The sequence below is a fragment of the Sediminicoccus rosea genome (assembly GCF_033547095.1).
In the GTDB taxonomy this organism is placed as follows: domain Bacteria; phylum Pseudomonadota; class Alphaproteobacteria; order Acetobacterales; family Acetobacteraceae; genus Roseococcus; species Roseococcus rosea.
Genome location: NZ_CP137852.1, coordinates 3,200,579 through 3,223,214, shown reverse-complemented (window position 1 = coordinate 3,223,214; position 22,636 = coordinate 3,200,579). Strand labels below are relative to the sequence as shown.

At 71.2% G+C, this 22,636-nt stretch carries 25 protein-coding genes; 5 read left to right on the top strand and 20 right to left on the bottom strand.

The features are described from left to right. Positions 1–12: 12 nt before the first annotated feature. From R9Z33_RS15580 to hpnI, 10 genes are all read right to left on the bottom strand, one after another. Positions 13–1,311, bottom strand: a complete 1,299-nt coding sequence (locus R9Z33_RS15580) for a hypothetical protein (RefSeq protein WP_318647498.1) — start codon at positions 1,309–1,311, stop codon at positions 13–15. 13 nt (positions 1,312–1,324) lie between these two features. Continuing rightward, positions 1,325–1,768, bottom strand: a complete 444-nt coding sequence (locus tag R9Z33_RS15575) for a molybdenum cofactor biosynthesis protein MoaE (protein ID WP_318647497.1) — start codon at positions 1,766–1,768, stop codon at positions 1,325–1,327. A 15-nt stretch (positions 1,769–1,783) separates the two neighbouring features. Next, positions 1,784–2,035, bottom strand: a complete 252-nt coding sequence (gene moaD / locus R9Z33_RS15570) for a molybdopterin converting factor subunit 1 (RefSeq protein WP_318647496.1) — start codon at positions 2,033–2,035, stop codon at positions 1,784–1,786. A 3-nt stretch (positions 2,036–2,038) separates the two neighbouring features. Next, complete coding sequence (locus R9Z33_RS15565; protein WP_318647495.1) at positions 2,039–2,665, bottom strand: hypothetical protein; 627 nt, start codon at positions 2,663–2,665, stop codon at positions 2,039–2,041. A gap of 61 nt (positions 2,666–2,726) precedes the next feature. Continuing rightward, positions 2,727–3,344: a CDP-diacylglycerol--glycerol-3-phosphate 3-phosphatidyltransferase gene (gene pgsA / locus R9Z33_RS15560; protein ID WP_318647494.1), complete on the bottom strand. Its 618-nt coding sequence runs from the start codon at positions 3,342–3,344 to the stop codon at positions 2,727–2,729. Positions 3,345–3,349: 5 nt separating this feature from the next. After that, the gene (uvrC, locus tag R9Z33_RS15555) at positions 3,350–5,272 is read right to left on the bottom strand and encodes an excinuclease ABC subunit UvrC (RefSeq protein ID WP_318647493.1); all 1,923 of its coding nucleotides are present in this window, start codon (positions 5,270–5,272) and stop codon (positions 3,350–3,352) included. Between the two features lie 333 nt (positions 5,273–5,605). Further along, on the bottom strand, positions 5,606–5,989 hold the full coding sequence (gene folB, locus R9Z33_RS15550) for a dihydroneopterin aldolase (protein ID WP_318647492.1): 384 nt from the start codon (positions 5,987–5,989) through the stop codon (positions 5,606–5,608). A gap of 60 nt (positions 5,990–6,049) precedes the next feature. After that, positions 6,050–6,826, bottom strand: coding sequence for an SDR family oxidoreductase (locus R9Z33_RS15545; protein ID WP_318647491.1), 777 nt, complete (start codon positions 6,824–6,826; stop codon positions 6,050–6,052). Between the two features lie 30 nt (positions 6,827–6,856). Next, on the bottom strand, positions 6,857–7,717 hold the full coding sequence (gene hpnK / locus R9Z33_RS15540; protein WP_318647490.1) for a hopanoid biosynthesis-associated protein HpnK: 861 nt from the start codon (positions 7,715–7,717) through the stop codon (positions 6,857–6,859). Beyond that, the gene (hpnI, locus tag R9Z33_RS15535) at positions 7,714–8,838 is read right to left on the bottom strand and encodes a bacteriohopanetetrol glucosamine biosynthesis glycosyltransferase HpnI (protein WP_318647489.1); all 1,125 of its coding nucleotides are present in this window, start codon (positions 8,836–8,838) and stop codon (positions 7,714–7,716) included. The genes hpnK and hpnI overlap by 4 nt, the downstream gene beginning before the upstream one ends. A 66-nt stretch (positions 8,839–8,904) precedes the next feature. Between hpnI and R9Z33_RS15530 the strand changes: the two genes are divergently transcribed. Next, positions 8,905–9,750: an MlaA family lipoprotein gene (locus R9Z33_RS15530; protein ID WP_318647488.1), complete on the top strand. Its 846-nt coding sequence runs from the start codon at positions 8,905–8,907 to the stop codon at positions 9,748–9,750. Positions 9,751–9,755: 5 nt separating this feature from the next. Here the strand turns inward: R9Z33_RS15530 and R9Z33_RS15525 are convergent, their stop codons facing one another. From R9Z33_RS15525 to glmM, 5 genes are all read right to left on the bottom strand, one after another. Next, entirely contained in the window at positions 9,756–11,810 is a 2,055-nt protein-coding gene (locus R9Z33_RS15525; RefSeq protein WP_318647487.1) for a TonB-dependent receptor, read from the bottom strand. Positions 11,811–11,987: 177 nt separating this feature from the next. After that, complete coding sequence (locus R9Z33_RS15520) at positions 11,988–12,467, bottom strand: ureidoglycolate lyase (RefSeq protein ID WP_318647486.1); 480 nt, start codon at positions 12,465–12,467, stop codon at positions 11,988–11,990. Positions 12,468–12,480: 13 nt separating this feature from the next. Beyond that, positions 12,481–13,422, bottom strand: a complete 942-nt coding sequence (locus R9Z33_RS15515; protein WP_318647485.1) for a TDT family transporter — start codon at positions 13,420–13,422, stop codon at positions 12,481–12,483. Further along, positions 13,415–14,221 carry a bifunctional hydroxymethylpyrimidine kinase/phosphomethylpyrimidine kinase gene (gene thiD, locus R9Z33_RS15510; protein ID WP_318647484.1) on the bottom strand — a complete coding sequence of 269 codons (807 nt, stop codon included), beginning with the start codon at positions 14,219–14,221 and terminating at the stop codon, positions 13,415–13,417. Before thiD ends, R9Z33_RS15515 begins: the two co-directional genes overlap by 8 nt. Continuing rightward, positions 14,218–15,618, bottom strand: coding sequence for a phosphoglucosamine mutase (gene glmM / locus R9Z33_RS15505; RefSeq protein WP_318647483.1), 1,401 nt, complete (start codon positions 15,616–15,618; stop codon positions 14,218–14,220). The genes thiD and glmM overlap by 4 nt, the downstream gene beginning before the upstream one ends. Before the next feature lie 62 nt (positions 15,619–15,680). On the opposite strand from glmM, the gene R9Z33_RS15500 reads away from it, so the two are divergent. After that, a complete protein-coding gene (locus R9Z33_RS15500) occupies positions 15,681–16,742 on the top strand; it encodes an NAD(P)H-dependent flavin oxidoreductase (RefSeq protein WP_318647482.1) in 1,062 nt (353 codons plus the stop codon). Between the two features lie 7 nt (positions 16,743–16,749). Here the strand turns inward: R9Z33_RS15500 and R9Z33_RS15495 are convergent, their stop codons facing one another. Then, positions 16,750–17,340 carry a transposase gene (locus tag R9Z33_RS15495; protein WP_318647481.1) on the bottom strand — a complete coding sequence of 197 codons (591 nt, stop codon included), beginning with the start codon at positions 17,338–17,340 and terminating at the stop codon, positions 16,750–16,752. Positions 17,341–17,465: 125 nt separating this feature from the next. On the opposite strand from R9Z33_RS15495, the gene R9Z33_RS15490 reads away from it, so the two are divergent. Beyond that, on the top strand, positions 17,466–18,176 hold the full coding sequence (locus tag R9Z33_RS15490; RefSeq protein WP_318647480.1) for an MORN repeat-containing protein: 711 nt from the start codon (positions 17,466–17,468) through the stop codon (positions 18,174–18,176). A 37-nt stretch (positions 18,177–18,213) separates the two neighbouring features. Here R9Z33_RS15490 and R9Z33_RS15485 read toward each other — a convergent pair whose 3' ends face one another. From R9Z33_RS15485 to R9Z33_RS15475, 3 genes are read right to left on the bottom strand one after another with little or no spacing between them, the layout of a single operon-like run. Next, positions 18,214–19,194, bottom strand: a complete 981-nt coding sequence (locus R9Z33_RS15485; RefSeq protein WP_318647479.1) for an MBL fold metallo-hydrolase — start codon at positions 19,192–19,194, stop codon at positions 18,214–18,216. After that, positions 19,191–19,796 (bottom strand): pyridoxamine 5'-phosphate oxidase family protein, encoded by a 606-nt coding sequence (locus R9Z33_RS15480; RefSeq protein ID WP_318647478.1) that lies wholly within the window; start codon positions 19,794–19,796, stop codon positions 19,191–19,193. The genes R9Z33_RS15485 and R9Z33_RS15480 overlap by 4 nt, the downstream gene beginning before the upstream one ends. Then, positions 19,793–20,635, bottom strand: coding sequence for an ATP-binding protein (locus tag R9Z33_RS15475; RefSeq protein WP_318647477.1), 843 nt, complete (start codon positions 20,633–20,635; stop codon positions 19,793–19,795). Before R9Z33_RS15475 ends, R9Z33_RS15480 begins: the two co-directional genes overlap by 4 nt. A gap of 85 nt (positions 20,636–20,720) precedes the next feature. Between R9Z33_RS15475 and yajC the strand changes: the two genes are divergently transcribed. Next, positions 20,721–21,053 carry a preprotein translocase subunit YajC gene (yajC, locus tag R9Z33_RS15470; RefSeq protein ID WP_318647476.1) on the top strand — a complete coding sequence of 111 codons (333 nt, stop codon included), beginning with the start codon at positions 20,721–20,723 and terminating at the stop codon, positions 21,051–21,053. A 4-nt stretch (positions 21,054–21,057) separates the two neighbouring features. Then, the gene (locus tag R9Z33_RS15465; RefSeq protein WP_318647475.1) at positions 21,058–21,927 is read left to right on the top strand and encodes an alpha/beta fold hydrolase; all 870 of its coding nucleotides are present in this window, start codon (positions 21,058–21,060) and stop codon (positions 21,925–21,927) included. Positions 21,928–21,986: 59 nt separating this feature from the next. On the opposite strand, the gene R9Z33_RS15460 is transcribed toward R9Z33_RS15465, so the two are convergent. Then, positions 21,987–22,625: a superoxide dismutase gene (locus R9Z33_RS15460; protein ID WP_318647474.1), complete on the bottom strand. Its 639-nt coding sequence runs from the start codon at positions 22,623–22,625 to the stop codon at positions 21,987–21,989. Positions 22,626–22,636 lie beyond the last annotated feature (11 nt).

The window sequence follows — 22,636 nt, the reverse complement described above, 5'->3', positions numbered from 1 at the left end:
CCGCGCGCGAATTCAGCGCCGCCAGGGCAGGGCCAGCCAGGCGCCGAGCGGCAGCAGCCAGGCGATGCGCGCCTGGTAGCGCGCATGCACGCCCGAAAGCCCGCCCGTCGCCCAGGCATTGGCCAGCACCGCCACCACCAGCGCCAGCAGCACGCCGCGCATCCGCGCATCCCCGCGCAGCCAGCCCCAGGCGAGCAGGGGCAGGCTGAGCAGCAGCACCAGCGGGTGCAGCCAGGCGATGGCGCGCCCGGCTTCGGCCAGCTCCGGCCCCTGCTGGCGTGCGGCGTCGAAGGCGGCCGCCTCGCTCGGCGGGAAGCCCTGGACCAGGCGTGGGCGCACCGCCAGCCCGAGATGCCGGTTGTCCAGGATGTCGCCGATGCCGGCCGTGACCAATTGCCGCCCCCCATTGCCCAGCCCCGCTTGCAGCACGGCCCAGGGTTCGCGCCACAGGGTCTCGGCGATGATGGCGCCGGCCTCGGGCGCCAGGAGCATGCCGCCCAGGAAGATGGGTGTGCCCTCGGGGGCCCGGTTCACCGGGCTGTCGGGCGCCCAAAGGAAGGTGTCGGCATCCATCGGCAGGCGGTCGGTGAAGGCGCAGAGATACCAGCCCGCCTCCGGGCAGCGCGCGGCGATGGTCCGCGCGGCCGGCCCGTCGGCGATCAGCCGCGCGAGCAGGAAGCTGCTGCCATAGGGTGAGAGGGCGATGCGCCCATGCCCCGCGATGTTGGTGGCCAGCAGCAGCAGGATCGCGCCCAGCAGCGGCATCGCCACGGCGAGGCCGCGCCACCAGCGCAGGCGCGGCAGCAGGGCCAGGACCACCAGCGCCAGCATCACCGGCAGGTGCGAGAGATGCGCCGCCGTCGCGACGCTGCCGAGCAGGATGAGCCAGAGCCGCTCGCCCGGGCCCAGCGCCGCCCATGCCCAGCCGAGCAGCACCGCCGCCAGCACCGCGACGGGTGCGAGGATGTCCGGCATCACCAGCGCGGCCGACCAGGGCAGGGTGGTCAGCAGCGCGAGCCCCGCGCAGAGCGTGAGGTGCCGCAGCGGCGTCGCACGCCCGAGCACCCGCGCCAGCAGCCAGAGCAGGTGCGAGACGATCGCCCCCTGCGCGAGGATGGTCCCCCAGAGCGAGACATGCTGGTGGAAGATCCAGGCGAAGGGGCCGTAGATCCAGGGCTTGTCCCAGATCATCAGCGGCACGACGGTCTGCGCCAGGAAGGCGCCGCTGTCGCTGAAGAGCAGCGGATAGCCGTTGAAGAAGGCCGGCCAGAGCAGGATCAGCCCGCCGGCCAGGATGGCGGCGAGGTGCATCACCACCGCCCCTCTACCAACGTCCGGCGGCGGCGTCGTCCTCGCTGCGCGCCTCGACCCAGCGGGCGTGGCCTTCCGTGAATTCCTCGCGCTTCCAGAAGGGCGCCTTGGTCTTCAGCCAGTCCATCAGGAAGGCACAGGCCTCCAGCGCCGCCTGGCGATGGCCGCTCGCCGTCAGCACCAGCACGATGGGCGCGCCTGGCTCCAGGCGGCCCACGCGATGGATCACGGTGCAGCCGGTCAGCGGCCAGCGCGATTCGGCCTCGGCCGCGATCTTCGCGAGCGCGCGCTCGGTCATGCCGGGATAATGCTCAAGCACCATCGCGGCGAGGCCGTCATCGGCGCGGCAGATCCCGGTGAAGCTCGCCACCGCGCCGATATCGGCGCGGCCCTCGGTCAGGCGCGCCGTCTCGGCGGCGATGTCGAAGGGCGCTTCCTGGACGGCGATGCGCGCCATGTTCAGCCGCCCTCCTCAGCCACCGGTCACGGGCGGGAAGAAGGCAACCTCGTCGCGGTCCGTGACCGGATCGGTCAGGGCGGCGAAGTCCTGGTTCACGGCGGCGCGGATGGCCGTGGGGTTGGCGAAGGCCGCCGCATGGCCCGGGCCGAGCGTGGCGAGGTGCCGCATCAGCCCGCCCACATCGGCGATGCCGGCGGGCAGGGCCAGCTCCTCACCGGCGCGGCCGATCTTCTCGCGCACCCAGGCGAAATACAGGATCTGCATGGCTCAGCGCGGCGTCGGCACCTGCTGCGCGCGGCCATCGGGGCCGAACAGCGTGGTGGTGGCGCCGTCGCGAATGGCGAGGCCCGAGCCGCGGGGCGAGACGGTGGACTGCACATTGCCCGCGCCGCCGGTGCCCACGACGCCGCCCTGCGGCGTCTGGAAGACCTGGCCCGGCGCGGTGGCGCCATCGGTGCGGTTGGCGCGCGGCGGGGGCGTGGGCGCCTCGAAGATGGGCGACATGACGGGCGGCGCGGCGCCGGGCGCGTTCTCGAAGGCGCTGCTGCTGCCGCGCGTGCGGGGCGGGGGCGCTTCGCTCGTGCGGACGCCGCGCAGCGCCTCCTCCGGGTTGGCGAGGGTGGCGCGCGGGCCTTCCTCGACCGGCCAGACATCGCCGGGCTCGGGGCGCAGCGGCTCGAGCGGATCGGCGGCGCCGCGGATGCGCTGCACGGTCAGGCTCTCTGTCGGCATGGCGGGGCGCATGCCGCCCCAGTTCGGCCCGAAGCGGTCATAGGTGCCCGACAGGCTGCGCTGCACGCCGGCGATGCCCGACTCGACATTGCTGCAGCCCGCCAGCGCAACCGTGGCGGTCAGCAGGGCAGCCGCCCTGAACGCCGAGAGCTTCAAGCGCATTCGTGACTCCTGGAGCGGAAGGACATCTTGCACTGCAAGATGCGTCGGGTGCGGCGCGATCTCAAGGCCGCTCCATGTGGTTCACGGGTGACGAATTGTGAGGCGGCGCCTCGCGCGCCACATGGCGCAGCCCGGCCGCGAGATAGTCCCAGCCGGTGACCAGCGTGAGCGCGGCCGCGGTCCAGAGCATGAGTTCGCCGATCAGCGAGACGGGCAGGAAGCCGAGGCCGATCACGGCGGCGCCGGTGTCGCCCGCCAGCAGCGTGCCGAGCGCGCCCATCTGGAAGCCCGTCTTCCACTTGGCGAGCGCCGTGACCGGCAGGCCGAAATTGATCCCGGCCAGGTATTCGCGCAGGCCCGAGACGAGGATCTCGCGCAGCATGATGACGATGGCCGGCAGCAGCGCCCAATTGGGCAGGCGGTCGAAGCCGGCCAGCAGCATCAGCGCCGCGCCGACCAGCAGCTTGTCCGCGATCGGGTCCAGCATGCGGCCGAAATCGGAGACGATCTTGCGGTCGCGCGCGATCTTGCCGTCGAAGTAGTCGGTGATGGCGGCGGCCGAGAACAGCGCGCAGGCCGCCATGTCGGCCCAGGGGGCGCGAATCGCGACGAACACCACCAGCAGCGGAATCGCCAGGATCCGCGAGAGGGTGAGGAGGTTGGGAAGGTCGGTCGGCACGGCGTCTATGTAGCTTGGCCGGCGCCAAGGTGGAAATGCTCATATATCCGCCGGGCCAGGGCCGGGCCGACGCCAGGGCAATTGCCTAGGTCCGCCTCGCTCGCCTGGCGCACCCCGCGGGCCGAGCCGAAGTGGTTGAGCAGCTCCCGCTTCACCTTGGGGCCGACGCCGGGCACGTCGTCCAGTTCGGATCTGGTCAGGGATTTGGCACGGCCCGCGCGGTGCGTGCCGATGACGAAGCGGTGCGCCTCGTCCCGCAGGCGCTGCAGATAATAGAGGACGGGGTCGCGCGGCGGCAGCTGGAACGCCTCGCGCCCGGCCATGTGGAACCATTCGCGGCCCGCGTCGCGGTCCACGCCTTTGGCGATGGCGACCAGGGGGATGTCCTCCAGGCCGAGTTCCGCCATCACCGCACTCGCCGCCGAAAGCTGGCCCTGGCCGCCATCGATGATGACAAGGTCGGGCCAGCCCTCCTCGGTGCGGGCCGGGTCCTCCTTCAGGGCGCGGCCGAAGCGGCGTTCCAGCACCTCGCGCATCATGGCGAAGTCGTCGCCCCCACGGGGCGCGGAGCCATCTGCGGGCTTGGCCTCCTTGATGGAGAACTTGCGATAGGCCGATTTCATGAAGCCCGAGGGGCCGCCCACGATCATCGCGCCATAGGCGTTGGTGCCCATCATGTGGCTGTTGTCATAGACCTCGATGCGCTCGGGCCGCTCCGGCAGGTCGAAGAGGCGCTGCACGCCCTCCAGCAGCTGGCCCTGCGCCGTCGATTCGGCGAGGCGGCGCTCCAGCGCCTCGCGCGCATTGGTCTCGGCGTGGTTCACGATGTCGCGCTTCTCGCCGCGTTGCGGGCGGTGCAGTTCCACCTTGCGGCCGCCGCGCGCGGCCTGCGCCTTGATGGAGAGCGCCTCGGCGATCAGCGCCGCGTCGGGCACCTCATGGCTGAGCAGGACCAGGGGCGGCGGTGGCAGGTCGTCGTAGAGCTGGCCGAGGAAGCTGCCCAGCACCTCCTCGGGCGTGATGTCGCTCTTGGAGTGCGTGAGGAAATAGGGGCGGTTGCCGTTGTTGCGCCCGCCCCGGAAGAAGAAGACCTGCACGCAGGACTGGCCGGCCGCCATGTGCAGCGCCACCACATCGGCATCGCCGACACCGTCGAGGTTGATGCGGCTCGTGCCCTGCACATGGGTCAGCCCGCGGATGCGGTCGCGCAACGCGGCGGCGCGCTCGAACTCCAGGCGCTCGGCCGCTTCCTCCATCTCGGCGGCGAGGCGCTTCTGGATGCTCGGCACCTCGCCCGCCAGGAATTCCTTCGCCTCGGCCACCAGCGCGCCGTAGTCCTGGGCGCTGATGCGCTCGACGCAGGGGGCGGAGCAGCGCTTGATCTGGTGCAGCAGGCAGGGGCGGTCGCGCGTATCGAACACCGTGTCGCGGCAGGTGCGCAGCAGAAAGACGCGCTGCAGCGCCGTGATGGTCTGGTTCACCGCCCAGACGCTGGCGAAGGGGCCGTAGTAGCTCGCGCCCTTGCGCCGCTCGCCGCGATGCTTGGCGATCTGCGGGAAGGGGTGGTCATCCGTGACGACGAGCCAGGGATAGGATTTGTCGTCGCGGAGGACGATGTTGTAGCGCGGCCTCAGCTTCTTGATGAGGTTCGCTTCCAGCAGCAGCGCCTCCGCCTCGGAGGCGGTGGTGATGACCTCGACGCGGCGTGTCTCGTGCACCATCCGTCGCAGCCGCTCGGGCAGGCGCGCGACCTGGGTGTAGCTGGTGACGCGCTTGCGGATGGCCCGTGCCTTGCCGACGTAGAGGACATCCCCCTTGGCATCGAGCATGCGATAGACGCCGGGCGAGAGCGGCAGGTTGGGCAGCGCCGCCTCGAGCACGGCGAGGCCGCTCAGCGGGACTGCCTCGGGCGGATCGGCGGATTCCATGGTGCTGCGCTTACCGGGGCGGAGCCGGTCCCTCAAGCCGGGCCGGGCCTGATGCCCAAGGCCCTACGAAACAATCCCCGGATCCTGTGGATAACTCTGTGGGTGATGCCGGCCCGACGCCAGGGAGACCGGCCTTACGCCTGGGTTCACCTCGCATTGCCTTGAGAATGGGCAAAGGAGCAACTCATTGAATTTATTGATTTCAGACGCGAAACTGGGGCGGGAATGTGTTAACTTGATGAAGAAAGTATTGTAGATTCAGTGGGTCGGGAGTTGAGCCCTCGGGCAGTGGATGATTCTTCGTCCGAAGAGCCGTAAAGACTTGACTTCGATTTAGACCCGCTCCCGCTCCACTGTCACGCCCACGCTCTCGGCATCGGCGAAGGCATCCGGCTTCTCGATCGAGACACGGGCATGCAGGACCCTGGCATCGCGCAGCGCGATTTCGGCGACCGTCTCCGCCAGGGTCTCGACCAGCAGCACATGGCCCTCGGCGACGGCGGCGCGGGCCGCGTGCACGAGGTGCCCGTAATCCACCACGCGCTCGAGGTTGTCGGGCCCGATGCCGATGGCCGCGCTCTCATCCACCACGTCCAACTCGATATGCATGCGGATGCGCTGAGGCCCCACCTTTTCGTGGGCATAGACGCCGAGCCGGGCCTGCAACTCCAGCCCGCGGACGAAGACCTTGCGGATGCGGGGCGTGGGGGAACTCATGCGGGGCTGTCGGCATCCGATTGATCGAGAAGGCGACGTAGCACCAAGGGCGCCGCCCGCCTATTCCTCAGGCGCCGCCCCGCCGGCCGGCGACCATTGCAGGTGCTGCCCGCCATCCAGATGGATCACCTGCCCGGTCACGGAGGAGAGGCTGAGCAGCGCCATGACCGCCGCCGCGATCTCCGCCGGCGAGGTGCCGCGTGCGAGCGGGACCGAGGCGCATTGGCGCTCGAACTGCGCCTGGCTCTGGCGCGGACTCGGCAGGGCAGGGCCCGGGCCGATGCCCACCACGCGGATGCGCGGCGCCAGCGCCAGGGCCATCTGCTGCGTCAGCGCCCAGAGCCCAGCCTTGGAGACGGTGTAGCTCACGAAATGCGGCGTCAGCGACATCACCCGCTGGTCGAGCATGTTGAGGATCACGCCATGCTGCGGCGCGGTCAGCGCCCGGGCGAAATCCTGCATCAGCCGGAAGGGCGCGCGCAGGTTGGGCTCGATGTGGAGGTCCCAGCTCTCGCGCGTCGCGTCGTGCCACTCATCGCGCTCGAAGGTGCTGGCATTGTTGACCAGCACCCCGAGCGGCCCGAGCGCCCCGGTGGCGCGGGCCACCAAGCTACCCACCTCGGCCTCCCGCATCAGGTCGGCCTGGACCGTGGTGGCCTGGCGCCCCCAGGCGCGGATCTCCTCCGCCAGTGCCTCCGCCTCGGCGGCCGAGCTGTTGTAGTGGATCGCGATGTCGAAGCCGGCTTCGGCCAGGGCCAGGCAGATGGCGCGGCCAAGCCGCTTGGCCCCGCCCGTCACAAGGGCGCGGCGGGGGATATCCTGGCGGATCGGGAGCAAAGGGAACCTCGTGCGGGGAAGACCAGCGCCTCAACTGAGGGGGGGAAGCGGTTTCGGCAAGAGCATGGCCGCGTAGCCGCCGCGTTCGACGCCGGCCAGCGCCTCGCCCACGGCTGGGTCGCACAGGGCCGCCAGCTCGCCCGTATAGTCGTAGCCGGCCGCGCTGCCCGGGAATCCGCCCGCCACGGCAGGGTGGAAATAGAGCTCCGTCACGCCATCCGGCAGGCGCGGCAGCACGCCCCGCAGCCGCGCCGTGCCGAAATGCCCGGACCAGGCGAGGCCCACCACGCGGTCGGGCGCCATCAGGTTCCAGTTCAGCGCCCGCCGCCGCAGCGTGCGGCACCAGGGCCCGAGCGCCCATTCCGCCGTGCGCGGGCTGGCCGGGTCCACCGCGCGCACCAGCGCCTGCGGCTCCCAGGGCAGGCGGATGCAGCGTACCCCCGCACCCGCCGCCGCCTGCATCAGTGCCGCCGCGATCAGCGGGTGCAGGTGGTAGTGCTTGTGCGCGTTCACATGGTCGCAGCCGAGGCCGGTGGCCATGAAGCGCTCCACCTGCGCCGCCACCTCGGCCGCGAGTTCCGCGCGCGCCACGGGCGAGAGCGCCAGCAGCAGGCCAAGCGCGGCCATGTCGTCCCGGAAGCGGCCGTTCTTCTGGGTCAGCCCCGGGATCTGCGCCGCCGGCAGCACCGGAACGCCATCGGTCAGCGTGAGGTGCAGGCCCACGGCCAGGCCCGGATTGGCGCGGGCGACGCGCACCCCCTCCTCGAAGCCGGCCTCGCCCACCATGAGGCTGGCCGCGGTCAGCACGCCCTCGCGATGGGCGCGCTCGATGGCCTCGTTGGTCTCGGGGGCGAGGCCGAGATCGTCGGCGGTGAAGATCAGGCGTTTCATGGCGTGCGGCCGGTTTCCACCATCCGGCCATCCGCGCCAAGACGGTAGCGCTGCGCGCCCCAGACCACGCCGCCCGCCCGAAGCCCCGCCACCCAGACCGCGGCCGACAGCAGGTCCCGCAGGGGCAGCCAGGCCCAGCGTCGCCAGCCCCCCGCGACGCCGAGCGCACCATCCACCCCGCGCGCCAGGGCGAGCCGCGCGGCCAGCACCAGCGCCACGCCCACGAGCGTGAGCGTGCCCGGGGCGATGGCCAGCGCCATCAGCGCCCAGGCCAGGGGGTGCGTCAGCGCCAGCCCCGCATAGCCGGCCGGGTTCAGCAGGCGCACCGTGCGTGCCCAGCGAACCTCATGATTCCAGAGTGATGAAAGGCTTTTCTCAGACATGACATGAGCCGGAATGACCGGCGAAACCACCACCTTCAGCCCCGCCGCCCGCACCGCCGCCCCCAGCGCATGATCATCGGCCAGCAGCGGCAGCAGCGGCTCGAACCCGCCGATCCGCGCCAGGGTGGCGCGCGAAAGCGCCATGGTCGCGCCATAGCAGCCCTCGGCCTTGCCCATCGCCTCGCCCAGCGCGGCATTGGGCAGGAAGTGCCAGTCGATGCCGAGCGCCGCGAGGCGCGACCAGGCCGCGCCATCGGCCGGCTCGCCGCGGTAGAGGCAGGTGACGAGGCCCACCCCCGGCATGGCCAGTGGCGCCGTCACCGCCGTCAGCCATTCGGGCGGGCAGCGCATGTCGGCATCGCTCACCACCAGCGCCTCGTGCCGCGCGACGGCGGCGAGATGCACCAACTGCGAAACCTTGCGGTTCGCCCCCAGCACCGCGCCCCCGCTCATGATCCGCGCCGGCGTGGCGCTTGCCGCGATGGCGGCCGCGGCCACCGGCAGCGCCGCATCGCCAGGGTCGGCCGCGCCGAAGACCACCTCGAAGGGCGCGGCATGGCGCTGCGCCAGGCAGGCGGCGAGGTTTTCGGCGAGGCCCGGCTCGTCGCCATGCAGCGGCTTGAGCAGGCTCGCCGGCAGGCAAGGGCCTTCGGGCGGGCGCGTCGCGGCCAGCCGGCGGAGGGCGCGGCTGGCCAGCAGCGCCTGCGCGGCGCCCGCCAGCGCGAGCAGAAAGGGCAAGAGGGCGAAATACAACGTCACCCGCGCACTATCGCGCGGCCGCCGGGGGGCGGGTAGAGTAGGGGGGTGAAGCCCATCCTCTCCGCGGCCCTGCCCCTGGTCCTGCTGGCTGGCCTGCTGGCCGGTTGCGCCACCCAAGGCCCCCCCGGCAGCGACCCCTCCGACCCCTTCGAGGCATCGAACCGGGCCGTCCTCGAGTTCAACACCGCCCTCGACGAGAACATCATCCGCCCGGCGGCCGAGGCCTATCGCGACACCGTGCCCGCGCCCATGCGCACCGCGCTGCGCAACTTCCTGCGCAACCTGAATGAGCCGGTGATCCTCGCCAACAACCTGCTGCAGGGCCGGCTGCTGGATGCCGGCCACACGCTGATGCGCTTCTACATCAACTCCACGGCGGGCGGCCTCGGCCTCTTCGACGTCGCCACCGCCTCGGGCATCGAGCGGCGGACCGGCGATTTCGGCCAGACGCTGCATGCCTGGGGCGTGCCGGACGGACCCTTCCTGATGCTGCCCGTCTTCGGCCCGACCACGGTGCGCGATGCGGTGGGCGATGGCGTGGATGCGCTGGCGAGCCCGGTCGGCCTCGTCACCGGCGCCACCACCTCGGCCGCGCTCTCCCAGCTTCTGGGCGTGGGCCGCGGCGCGCTGGGCGGCCTCGATCTCCGCGCCGAGAACATCGAGACCCTGGACGCGCTGCGGAGCGAGAGCCTGGACTACTACGCGCGGCTGCGCAGCGTGGTGCGCCAGCGGCGCGATGCCCAGCTCGGCCGCAGCAATGCGGAGGGGGAGGGGCTTTCCACCCTGGATGACCCGGGGGCCGCGCCCGCCGCGCCACCGGCCGACCCCGCGCCAGCGGCCGCGCCCGCGGTGAGCATGAGCCTCACCATCACGCCCGCCGCCCGCCCCTAACCCGGTTACAGCGCCCGGCTCAGCCCTGCGAAGATGCCGCGCCGCATGCCGTATTGCGGCGCCCCCACGCCGATGCCCGTGCCGTCGCGCAGCTGGTAGGAACGGTCGGCCAGGTTCACGAGGTCGAGCCGCGCGGTCCAGGTGCCGCCATCCACCGTCGTGAATTGCTGGGCGAGGCCGAGATTCACCGTCGCATAGGGTGTCACCGACTCGCTGTTGGCGAAGCCGCGCCGCATGCCGCTGCCATAGACCAGCGTGCCCGAGAGCGTGCCCCCTTCCCAGCCGCGCCAGCTCACGCCGGCCGAGCCGGTGATGAGCTGGTCGTGATCCGTCCGCACGAACTTGCTCTCCACCTGCGCGAGCTCGGCGGCACTCCAGAAATACTGGTTGGAGACGAGGCCGCGCCCTTCGGAGCGGGAGAGCGTCAGGTTCGCATAGGCGAGCCAGGGCCCGTCCCGGTAGCTCGTTGTCAGCTCCACGCCATAGACCCGGCCCACGCGGTAATTGTAGGGCGAGAAGATGTAGGCGCTGCCGAACTGGCCAAGGTCCTGCATGTCCTGCACGTCCCGGTAGAAGGCATCCGCGCCGACCTGCCAGTTGGGGGCGAGCTGCTGGCGGATCGCGATGTTGTAGTAATTCGCTCGTTCCGGCCGGGGCGCCGAGGCGATCGGCACCTCGGGCGCCAGCGTGGTGTTGGCGTAGAGCGCCAGCGCCGGCGCCGTCAGCAGCTCGGAGGGCGGCGGCGTGAAGTAGCGCGCATAGCCGATGGAGAGGGTGGTCGCCTCGCTCGCGCGCCAGACGAGGTTGGCGCGCGGGCTGAGCTGGCTCGCCTCCACCTGCTGGCGCATCACGTCGAAGCGCGCGCCATAGTTGAAGGTCAGCGCATCCGTGATGCGCCACTCGTCCTGCGCATAGAGGCCGTAGAGCTGGCCCTGGATGCGCCCGCGCTCCTGGATGGTGAAGGGCTGATCCAGCGCCGCGCCATCCGCGCCGAGCGGCAGCACCGTCGAGTTGCTGACGTTCTGCGTCACGTCGCGCGAGGCATAGAGCCCCATGCGGATCGTGTGGTTCGTGGCGGCGCGCCAGACGCCGTCCACCTGCAGGCCCATCGTGGTGTTGCGCTTGCGCGTCTCGGCTGCCGCGCCGTTGAAGATCATCTCGCCCACCAGGTCGGGCAGGTAGTTGATGGAGCTCTGCCGCAGGAAGCCCGCCACCTGGAGGTCCCAGGTGTCGCGGGCGTGCTGCACCGCCAGCACGCCGAAGCTGGAGCGCTGCCATTGCCGCGCGCGCAGCGCGGCACTTTCGTAGAGCTCCTGTCCGAAGGCGGTGAATTGCGGCGGCTGCCCCGGGACATTGGGCACCTGGTAGCGCGACTGGTTGGTGGCGCCGATCACCGCGATGCGCGTGAAGTCGTCGAGCTGGTAGCCGAAATTCGCGATGCCGCGGATCTGCTGCGTGTCGTTGTTGATGGAATCCCGCGCCGCCGTCGGGTTCTCGAAGCCACGTTGGCTCTGCAGGTAGTTGCCCGTGAGGAAATACTCGAAGGGGCCGATGGCACCGCCATAGGCGAGGGCGGGCTGCACCGTGCCGAAGCTGCCGCCATAGATTCCCACGCTGCCACCCGGGTCGGTGATGCCCGAGCGCAGTGTGAGTTCCACGATGCCCGCCGTGCGGTAGCCATATTGCGCCGGCAGCGCGCCCGTCAGCAGCGAGACGGAGCGCAGGGCCCGCGCGTCGAACATCTGGCCGAAGCCGCTGATCGCCTCGGGCAGGGTCACGCCATTGATGCGGTATTGCAGGTTGCGGTGGTCGCCGCGCACATGCAGGTCGCCCTGCGCTTCCTGCACCACGCCCGGCGCCTGCAGCAGGATCTGGTTGAGCGAGGCCGCATTGCCCTGCGGCATGCGCTCGATCGTCTCGCGGTCCATCGTCGTGGTGCTGGCGCCCGTGCTGGCCGGGATGCTCTCCCGCGCCGTGACGTGGCGCGCAGAGTTCACCACCACATCCTCGATCTCCGCCTCGACCGCCCGCGCCTGAACCGGCAGCACGAGAAGGAGCAACAGCGCCAATATGTGCACCACTCTTCACCTCTTCATCGGTAAAGCTGTAGATGTCTTCACAAAATCGTGTGAAATCAACAGCTTGTATCAATGAAGCGGAAGTGGCGCGGGCGCGCAACTTCGGACAATACGCAGGTGCGGGAAGCCCGGGGCTGCGTGTGCAGCCCCGGGCCGGCATCACGCGAGGATCTCGATCACCGCGCCATGCGCCTCCTCGAGGCGCAGGGTCTCGTGATCCGTCTCATTCGTGTCGGTGAGTTCGAGGTTGAGGAAATCCACCGAGGGCGCGGTGAAGAAGGGCCCGGCATGCCAGGTGCCGGCATGGAGTGCGAGCGCCACGTCGCCGCCCATGCGGAACACCCGGATCTCCTCCGGCTCCGGCGCGTCGCCCGCCTCGGCGAGCCCGATGAACCACTCCTCGCCCTTCATGCTGGCGAGGCATTGCGTGACACGGCCATGCCGCGTGATGCCGCGGATCAGCAGCGGGCGCTGGCGCAGCCGCATGATGTAGAGGCGCGGCGTGCCCTGCGTCAGGTCAAGCTCGGCATCCTCGGCGCCGAAGGGGCTGCCATCCTCGGTGGGTTCGATCAGCGTGCCATAGGGCGCGATGCTCTCGGGGGTGGCCATTCGGGGCATGGCACGCAGGATCCGGGTCATCGCGTTGTCCTTCTCAATGCGGGCGCAACAGCGCGCCCTGGATGGCGAGGCGCAGCGTGGCGAGCGCGATGGCGCCGATGGCCAGCGTGGCGAAGCCCAGCATGCCCCAGCCGACCAGCCCCGGCGCCACCTTCATGGTGGCGGTGGTGAAGGCGGCGAGCGGGAAGGTGAAGCCCCAGTAGCCGATGCTGAAGCCGGCCCCCAGCATGGGCCGCAGCACCATCAGCAGCAGCGCGAAGGTGAAGGCGGCGAGGCCGTAGAGCGCCAGGAAGGCCGGCGCCGGCCCGCCCAGCGCATCCACCGCCAGCGCGCCCACCGCACTCGGCGCCAGCAGGATGGCGAGCGAGGGCCGCATCGGCGGCGGCAGCGCCGCCTCGAAGAGACGGCCGAGCAGCAACGGCTGCAGCCCGAGCCAGAGCAGCATGCCGACGCCGAAGAGCATCCAGCCCAGCATGGGCAGGCCGAGCGGCACGAGGAAGAGCGGCGCCAGCACATTGCCCACCAGCGGGATCATGAGCGGCGGCACCAGCATGGCGGGGCTGCCCTCGCCACGCAGCACGCGGGCCAGCAGCAGCAGGCCGATCGCCAGGTGCAGCACCACGGCCGGCAGAAGCAGCGCGCGCGCCAGCGCCGGCGCATGTGGCAGCAGGGCGGCGGCCGTCAGCATCATCCCGATCGAGGCGGCGCCCACGAAGCCGCAGCGCACCGGGTTGCGCCAATCGGCCAGCGCTGCTTCCGGGTGGCGCAGGGCGCGCGCCGCATGCAGCACCAGGATCAGCACCCAGGCGAACCCCGTGAGCGCCATGAGCGGCTCGCCCACCCAGGCGAAGCCCGCCTGCCGCCAGGCCAGGCCAAGCCCGCCCAGGCCCAGCGGCACCGCCAGCAGCGGCAGGGGCAGGTGCGCGAGGCTGCGCAGCTCCGCCAGATCCGCCCGCGCGAGGGCCGCGTCAGCCAAGGCGGGAAGCGTCCACGGTCACGCCGTGATCCAGCGGCCCATGCCCCGCGCCATAGCCCGGCGCGTGCAGGATGGCCGCGCGCACATAGGCCCGCGCGCGGCGCACCGCGGGCTCGAGCGCCAGGCCCTGCGCCAGCCCCGCCGCCACGGCGGAAGCGAGCGTGCAGCCCGTCCCATGGGTGTGGCGCGTGACGATGCGGCGATCCTCGTAGCGATCCACCGCCACGGGCGTCACCAGCAGGTCCACCAGCACCTCGCCCTCCAGGTGGCCGCCCTTCAGCAGCACGGCGCGCGCGCCCATGGCGAGCAGCGCCTCGGCCGCCGCGCGCATTCCCGCCTCGTCGCGGATGGCAAGGCCCGTCAGCGCCTCGGCCTCCGGGATGTTGGGCGTGATGACGACGGCGATGGGCAGAAGGCGCGCGCGCAGCGTCTCCATCGCATCATCGGCCAGCAGCCGGCTGCCGGAGGTGGCGACCATCACCGGGTCCGCCACCAGGGGCAGGCCGGGCGCGCTGGCCGCGATCTCGTCGCAGACCGCCTCGATGGTCGCCACGTCATGCAGCATGCCGGTCTTGAGCGCATCCGCCCCCAGATCTTCCAGCACGGAGCGCATCTGCTGCCGGATGAAGCCGGGCTCCACGCCCACCACGCCCTGCACGCCCAGCGTGTTCTGCGCGGTGAGCGCCGTGATCGCCGTCATGGCGAAGCCGCCCAGTGCCGTCACCGCCTTGATGTCGGCCTGGATGCCCGCGCCGCCACCCGAATCCGAGCCGGCGCAGATGAGGACGCGGCCCTTCACGTGCCGAGCTTCGCGCGGATCACGCCGCAGAGCGCATCGAGCGACTGGTTCAGCAGAGCTTCCTCCTCCGCCTCGACCATGACGCGGATCACGGGCTCGGTCCCGCTCGCGCGGATCAGCACGCGGCCGCGCGCGCCGAGCTTCGCCTCCTCCGCCGCGATGGCCGCCTGCACGCCCGGGTCCTTCAGCGGCGTGGTGCCCGAGAAGCGGATGTTGACCAACTTCTGCGGCAGCGTCTGGAAGCGGCGGCAGACCTCGCTCGCCGGGCGCTTCTCCTCGACCAGCACGGCCAGCACCTGGAGGGCGGCGACGAGCCCATCGCCCGTCGTGCCGAAATCGCTGATGATCATGTGGCCCGACTGCTCGCCGCCCAGGTTGCAGCCGAGCTCGCGCATGCGCTCGCCCACATAGCGGTCACCCACCGCGGTGCGGTGCAGCGCGATGTTGCGCGAGGTGAGGAAGCGCTCCAGCCCCATGTTGCTCATCACGGTGGCGACCAGGCCGCCGCCCTTCAGCTTGCCCTCGCGCGCCCAGGAATCCGCGATGACGGCGAGGATCTGGTCGCCGTCGATCACGGTGCCCAGCTCATCCACCAGAACCACGCGATCGGCGTCGCCATCGAGGGCGATGCCGAGATCGGCGCGGCGCTCGCGCACCAGCTCGGCCAGCTGCTGCGGCGCGGTGGAGCCCACGCCGCGGTTGATGTTGAAGCCATCGGGCGCGACGCCCACGCTCACCACCTCGGCGCCCAGTTCCCACAGCACGGTGGGGGCCACCTTGTAGGCCGCGCCATGCGCGCAATCCACGACGAGGCGCAGGCCCTCCAGCGTCAGGCCGCGCGGGAAGCTCTGCTTCGCCGCCTCGATATAGCGGCCCGGCGCATCCTCGAGCCGCGAGGCGCGGCCAAGCTTGGAGGGCGAGACCAGCGCGGAGGAGAGATCACCCGCCATCAGCGCCTCGATATCGGCCTCCTGCTCGTCGGAGAGCTTCAGCCCGTCCGGGCCGAACAGCTTGATGCCATTGTCCTCATGCGGGTTGTGCGAGGCGGAGATCATCACGCCCAGATCGGCGCGGAGCGAGCGCGTCATCATGGCGATGGCCGGCGTCGGCAGCGGCCCCACCAGCACCACGTCGATGCCCGCCGAGACGAAGCCCGCGGTCAGGGCCGGCTCCAGCATGTAGCCCGAGAGGCGCGTGTCCTTGCCGATGACGACGCGGTGGCGATGCGTGCCGCGGTTGAAATACTTGCCCGCCGCCTGGCCGAGGCGCAGCGCGGTGCCCGCATCCATCGGCGCCTTGTTGGCGGTGCCGCGGATGCCGTCCGTGCCGAAGAGCTTCTTGCGGGGCGGGGCGGCGGTGGTGTCCTGGCTCATGCGGGGTGCCTTGCGGGTGCTCATGGGGCGATTGCTACTGCCGTGCCCGGATGGACACAATCGCGGCGGCGCGCGAGCCTCGGGCCATGAGCTCCGCCCGCACCCGCGCCCAGCAATTCTGCGCCCGCTTCGGCCTGCGCGTCCCGATTCTCCAGGCCCCCATGGCCAGCGCCTCGCCGGTCGCACTGGGGGTGGCCGTCGCCAATGGGGGCGGCATGGGGGGTGTCGGCGCGCTGCAGATGAGCCCGGCCGAGATCGCCGCCTGGGCGCAGGGCTTCCGCGCCGGCAGCAATGGCGCCTTCCAGGTGAACCTCTGGGCGCCTGATCCGCCGCCGGTGCGCGACGCCGCGCGGGAGGAGGCGGCGCGGGCCGCGCTGGCCAAGCTCGGCCCCGAGCCGCCGCCGCTGGGCGATGGCCCCTTCCTGCCGGACTTCGCGGCCCAGTGTGACGCAGTGCTGGAGGCGCGGCCGCCCGTCGTCTCCACCATCATGGGCCTCTGGGAGCCGGAATTCGTGGCCGAGCTGAAGGCGCGCGGGATCCTCTGGATCTGCAACGCCACCACGCTCGCCGAGGCCCGCGCGGCCGAGGCCGCCGGGGCGGACGCCGTGATCGCCCAGGGTGCCGAGGCTGGCGGGCATCGCGGCTCCTTCACGCCGGAGGCGGCGGAGGCGCAGCTCATCGGCCTCTTCGCGCTGGTCCCGCGCCTGGCGGACGCGCTTTCGGTCCCGGTGATCGCGGCGGGCGGCATCATGGATGGCCGGGGCATCGCAGCGGCCCTCACGCTGGGGGCCAGCGCCGTGCAACTCGGCACCGCCTATCTGCGCTGTCCCGAGACGGCGCTCGCCCCCGCCTGGGCCGATGGGCTGGCGGCGGCCGCGCCGGAGGACACGGTGCTGACCCGCGCCTTCTCCGGCCGCCTCGCGCGCGGCATCGCCAATGATGCGACCCGCGCCTTCGAGGCGGTGCCCGCCGCGCCCTATCCGCTGCAACGGGTGCTCACCACGCCGATGCGTGCCGAGGCGGGCCGCGCCAATGATCTCTCGCGCATGCAGGCCTGGGCAGGGCAGGGGGCCGCCATGGCCCGCGCCGAGCCCGCCGCAGACCTCACGCGCCGGCTCTGGGCGGAGGCGGAGGCGCTGCTGCCCTGAGCCGGCCTCACGGCATGGCGAGGCGGACGGAGCGCGGCATGTTGGGCCGCCCGCCCGCGATGGCGAAGACCTGGATGAAGGCGCGGCCTTTCTCGCGCCACCAGCGCCGGAACCGGGCTGGGTCAGGATGTTCGAATTCGCGTTGGAACAGGCCCACCAGGGTTTTGGACAAATCGGGATCGGCCACCAGCCAGGGCGGCCCAGGCAGGGCCTCGAGAAGGTTCAATCGCCGCGCCAGCACGATGATGCCGAGTCCGACCAGTTTCGCGGCCCGCCTGGCGCCGCGGAAGATCACGCGGCGAAGCTGCTGCAGCGGATGGCGCGGCCCGAGATCGTGCAGGGCTTCCAGCAGGTGCTCCCACAGCCCGCCATGCGTCAGCCGGCGGAAATGCCGCGCGACCGTCCCCGCGGAACCGTAGCGTTCGGGCAGCTCCCGCCAGGGGGCGTCGGTGGAAAGCAGGAAGAGGATGGCGTTCATCCGCTCACGCAGGTCGGCCGTCTTGCGGCCGGCGGGGCTGGCCTTCTGCGCCAGGACATAGGGCCGCAGGGCATCCCATTGGCGGTCGGAGAGGGCGGTGAAGGGGACGCGCTGTTTCATCGATGGCTCCTGGGACGGAGACAATAATCCTAATACTCGGTGATTTTCAAGGAAATCCCACCTGTTCGTGCCTGCCCCGGGATTTCCCCTGGATCGCGCGCCGGCCGCGTTGTCTCATCCCGTCCATGCGCCTCCGCCTTGCCGTGCTCGCCCTCCTGCTCGCCGCCGCCCCGGCCCTCGCACAGAACCGCCCTGCGCCGCCCTTGCCCGAGAACCTGGCCGAGCCCTTCCGCGCCGGCTGGGTGGTGGATCCGCGCAATGGCTGCTGGCTCTGGAACAGCAACCCCCAGCCGCATGAGCGGGTCACCTGGAGCGGCGCCTGCCCGCGAGGCCCCGCCCAGGGCCAGGGCCGCGGCGAGTGGCGCAGCCAGGATGGCGGCGCGCCCCCCCAGGTCAGCAGCTTCAGCGGCCAGATGCGCGAGGGCCGTCTGGATGGCCGCGGCACCGTCACCTGGCCCAGCGGCAACCGCTATGAGGGCGAGTGGAGGGATGGGCGGCAGCACGGGCAGGGCGTCTACAACTGGGCCAATGGCGCGCGCTACGAGGGCGAATGGCGTGACGGCCGCCGCAATGGCCGCGGCGTGATGCTCTACCCCAATGGCGACCGCTATGAAGGCAGGTGGCGCGACGGCCGCTTCCATGGCGAGGGCGTCTATCTCTGGGCCAATGGCGACCGCTACGAGGGCGATTACCGCGATGACCGCGCGGATGGCCAGGGCGCCTATTTCATCGCGGCGGAGCAGCGCTGGTATCGCGGCGCCTGGTTCAGCGGCTGCCATCGCGGCCCCGACGGCGCCCGTGCCTCCATCGCGAGACCGCTGTCGGATTGCCCCTGAACGCATGAGGGGGCGCGGGGGAAGGGCGGTCCCCGGCTCAGATGGCCAGCACCAGGCTCTCCCCAAACCCCGGCACCCGGAAATCCTGCCCGCCCCGCGCCGCCAGCAGCCGTCGTGCCGGCTCTTCCATCGCCTCCTGCGTCAGCTGGAAGGTCCCGAAATGCATGGCGAGTGCTGTGCGCGCGCGCAGCTGCGCCTGCGCCTCCACCGCCTGTTCGGGCGTGACGTGCACGGCCTGCATGAACCACAGCGGCGCATAGGCGCCGATCGGGATCAGCGCCACGCCGAAGCCGCCGAAGGCGCGGCCGATCACATCCAGATGCCCGCCCGCCGCCGTATCGCCCACGAAGAGGAAGCGCCCGCCGGCCAGGGCTTCCACGGCGAAGCCGCCCCACAGGGCATGGGCGCGGTCGCGGATGCCGCGCGCCGAGAAATGCCGCATCGGCACATAGGTGGCGCGATGCCCGCCGGGGAGTTCGGCGCTCTCGCCCCAGTTCAGCTCGATGGCCCCGGGGATGCCGTTCTTCGCCAGGAATTCGGCATGGCCGAGGCCGGTCAGCAGCCGCGGCCGCCAGCGGGCATGGATCGCGCGCAGGCTCGGCAAATCCATGTGGTCGTAATGGCCGTGGCTGACCAGCACGGCGTCAATGCGGGGCAGGTCCTCCAGGGCCAGGGCAGGGGGCCGCACCCGCTTCGGACCGAGCCAGGTGAAGGGGCTGCACCGCTCGGAGAAGATCGGGTCGGTCAGGATGGTCGTCCCATCCGCGAGGCGGATCAGGAAGCTCGCATGGCCGATGAAGGTGAAGCTGGCATGGCCCGCCGGCACCTGGGCGGGCGGCGGGGGGTGGGGCGGGTTGCGCAGACCCTGCGGCCAGCGCGGCCCCTTGCCCTCCCACATCATCCGCGCCACGCGATGCAGCGGCTGCGCGGCAGGCGAGCCGTCAGGGTTGCGGAAGCGGCCCTTCGCGTCACGGATCGCGGGCTGGATCATCACACCGTCATCCGGGCGAAGCCTCACCACATGCTCTTCGCCGCGCGCTCCGGCCATTCGGCGTCATAGGTGGCGCCGCCCACCTCGCCCGCCGTCATCGCCGCCAGGATCTGGCCCGGCGTGGGCAGATCGGGCTTCGCATGCGGCTCCCAGAGGCGGGCGCGGATCAGCGCGCGGGCGCATTGGAAATAGATCGTCTCGATGGAGATCACCGCCACGCTGCGCGGCCGCTTCCCCTCCATCACGAAGCTCTCGCACAGCGCCTCATCCGCCGTGACCCGCGCCGTCCCGTTGATGCGCAGCGCATTGCCCGAGCCGGGGATCAGGAACATCAGCGCCACGCGCGGGTCGCGGATGATGTGGCGCAGGCTGTCGATCCGGTCATTGCCGCGCCGGTCGGGCAGGGCCAGTGTCGTTTCGTCCAGGATGCGGACCAGCTGCCCCGGCGCATCGCCGCGCGGCGAGCAATCGAGCCCCTCGGGCCCGGAGGTGGCCAGCGCCAGGAAGGGCGCGGCCTCGATGATGCGGCGATATTCCGGGGTGACGCGCGGTGCCTCCTTGCGCGTCGAGGCCGCGCCCGGCACGCCGTAGAGCGCGTGCAGCTCCTCCAGCGTGCCGAGGAACCTCATCCCTTCACGCCGAGGCGCCCGGCCATCTCCTGGATGAACTGCCAGGCGACGCGGCCCGAGCGCCCGCCGCGCGTGACCGACCATTCGACCGCGGCGGCATGCAATTCCTCCTGGCCGATGGGCAGGTTCATCGCCCCCGCATAGCCGTCGATCATCGCGAAGAAGGTGTCCTGGTCGCAATTGTGGAAGCCGACCCAGAGGCCGAAGCGGTCGGACAGCGAGACCTTCTCCTCCACCGCCTCGCCCGAATGGATGGCGGTGCTGCGCTCATTCTCGATCATGTCGCGGGACATGAGGTGGCGGCGGTTGGAGGTGGCGTAGAACAGCACATTGGCCGGCCGCCCCTCGATCCCGCCATCCAGCACGGATTTCAGCGCCTTGTAGTCCGCATCCTCCTTCTCGAAGGAGAGGTCGTCGCAGAACACCAGGGCCCGCCTCTCCTGGCCGCGCAGATGGCCGAGCAGGTCGGGCAGGGTGCGGATATCCTCGCGATGGATCTCGATCAGCGCGAGGCTGCCCGGGTGCAGCCGGTTCGCCTCGGCATGCGCCGCCTTCACCAGGCTGGATTTCCCCATGCCGCGCGCGCCCCAGAGCATGGCGTTGTTGGCCGGCAGGCCGCGGGCGAAGCGCAGCGTGTTCTCCAGGATGATCTCCTTTTGCCGGGCGACACCCTGCAGCAGCACGATGTCCACGCGGCTGACCTTGGGCACGGGGGAAAGCTGGTTGCGCGCGGGGTGCCAGACGAAGGCATCCGCCCCCTCCAGGCTGGGCGGCGGGGCCGGCGGCGGGGCCAGGCGTTCCAGGGCGGCGGCGATGCGGGTGAGGAGTTCAGTGTCCATCGGGCGCTTCAAGCGCCGGATCACGGTTGACGCAAGCCTTCCGCCGGTTCATCTGCGCTCCATCCCATTCCCCTTGCGAGGCCCGATGCTCATCTCCCCCGCCTATGCCCAGGACGCCGCCGGCGCGGGCGCGATCGTCATGCAGCTTCTGCCGCTGCTGCTGATCTTCGTCGTCTTCTACTTCCTGCTGATCCGCCCGCAGCAGAAGAAGATGAAGGAGCACCGCGCCATGCTGGGCAGCCTGAAGCGCGGCGACCGCGTGATCACGGCGGGCGGCATCGTCGGCGAGATCAAGCTCGTGAAGGACGGCTCGGACGAGGTCGAGGTCGAGATCGCGCCGAATGTGCGCGTGACGGTGGTGCGCGGCACCATCGGCAGCGTGATTCGCCCCGAAGCGGCGAACGACGCGAAGAGCTGAGGCCATGCGGCTGCGGATCGTCGAAACGCCGCAGCTTCACATCGCCGTGGAGGAGCACGGGCCGGAGCATGGCCCGGCGATCATCCTCCTGCACGGCTTTCCCTATGCGGCACGCTGCTATGACGGCGTCGTGCCGCTGCTGCCCGGCCATCGCGTGCTGGTCCCGCATCTGCGCGGCTATGGGCAGACCCGCCTCAAGCCCGGCGTGCCGCGCTCCGGCGCGCAGGGCGCGCTGGGGGCGGACCTGCTGGCGCTGATGGACGCGCTGGCGATCCCCCGCGCCATCCTCGCCGGCTATGACTGGGGCGGGCGCGCCGCCTGCGTGGTGGCGGCGCTGCACCCGGAACGCTGCACCGGCCTCGTCACCGGCACCGGCTACAACATCCAGGACATCGCCCGCGCCAACGAGCCCCAGCCGCCCGAGCGCGAGATGCGGCACTGGTACCAATACTACTTCCACAGCGAGCGCGGCGCGCGCGGCCTGGCCGCGAACCGCGCCGATCTCTGCCGCCTGCTCTGGCAGCTCTGGTCGCCGGAATGGCGCTTCACCGAGGCGGAATACGCCGAAAGCGCCGCGCATTTCGAGAATCCGGATTTCGTCGAGGTGGTGATCCATTCCTACCGCCACCGCTTCGCGCTGGTGGCGGGCGACCCGGCGCATGAAGATTTCGAGACACGGCTCGCGAAGCTGCCGCCCATCACCGTGCCGGCGATCGACCTGCATGGCGTGGCGGATGGCGTGAACCCGCCCGGCCCGAACGCTTCGCCCCGCTTCACGGGCCGCTTCGAGCGCCGGCTGCTGCCCGGTGTGGGCCACAACCCGCCGCAGGAGGCGCCCGCGGCATTCGCGCGTGCCCTGCTGGACCTGGCCTGACACGAAAAAGGGCGCGGCCCTCGCGGACCGCGCCCCTTTCATTCAGCCCGGAAGCTGGATCAGGCCGTCTGGCCGGAGGCGAGGCCGCCCTTGTCCATCAGGCTCTCCACCACGGACCAATCCACCAGCTTGTTCAGGAAGTTGTCCAGGTAGTTCGGGCGGACGTTGCGGAAGTCGAGGTAGTAGGCGTGCTCCCACACATCCACGCCGAGGATGGGCGTGCCCTCGCCGGTGGCGACGGGGTTGGAGCCGTTGGGCGTCTTCGTCACCTTCAGCTTGCCGTCGGTGCCGATGACCAGCCAGGCCCAGCCCGAGCCGAACTGCGTGACGCCGGCCTGCTTGAAGGCCTCCTTGAAGGCGGCGAGGCCACCGAGGTCGCTGTCGATCTTGGCGGCGAGCTTGGCCGGCAGCTTGTCGCCACCGCCATTGGGGGACATCACCTGCCAGAACAGGATGTGGTTCCAGTGCTGGCCGGCCTGGTTCAGCACGGGCAGGCCATCGGCGCCCGCCTTGCCGGCCTCGGCCACGATGGTCTCGAGCGACTTGCCGGCCAGGCCCTTGCTCTCGATCAGGCCGTTCAGCGCCGTCACATAGGCGTTGTGGTGCTTGCCGTGGTGCAGCTCCAGCGTCTCCTGGCACATGCCCTGGGCGGCAAGCGCGGAGGTGGCGTAGGGGAGCGGGGGAAGGCTGAAGGCCATGGCGTTTCTCC